Annotated in this window: 1 protein-coding gene; it reads right to left on the bottom strand. The window is 76.0% G+C overall.

Annotated elements, in window-relative coordinates; translation table 11 throughout:
• The coding region (locus A4V12_RS23685) for an ATP-binding cassette domain-containing protein (RefSeq protein WP_159028925.1) at positions 1 to 250 on the bottom strand (250 nt) is incomplete at both ends.

The raw sequence follows: 250 nt of genomic DNA, 5'->3' as shown, positions 1-250 counted from the left end.
GCAGGTGGTCCTCGAGCCAGGTGAGCGCGGCGTCGTCGAGGTGGTTGGTCGGCTCGTCCAGCAGGAGGACCTCGGGGGCGGACGCGAGCAGGGCGGCGAGGCGCAGCCTGACCTGTTCGCCGCCGGAGAGGCCGGCTGCGGTGCGGTCGCGGGGCAGGTCCGGGAGGCCGAGGCCGTGCAGGGCGCGCTCGACCCGGGCGTCGGCGTCGTAGCCGCCGCGCAGTTCGAAGGCGGTGAGCAGGTCGGCGTA

Source organism: Streptomyces noursei, assembly GCF_001646665.1.
Lineage (GTDB): Bacteria > Actinomycetota > Actinomycetes > Streptomycetales > Streptomycetaceae > Streptomyces > Streptomyces lavendulocolor.
Note: the sequence above shows the minus strand (reverse complement) of the source record. Positions and strands in the feature narration are given on the sequence as shown.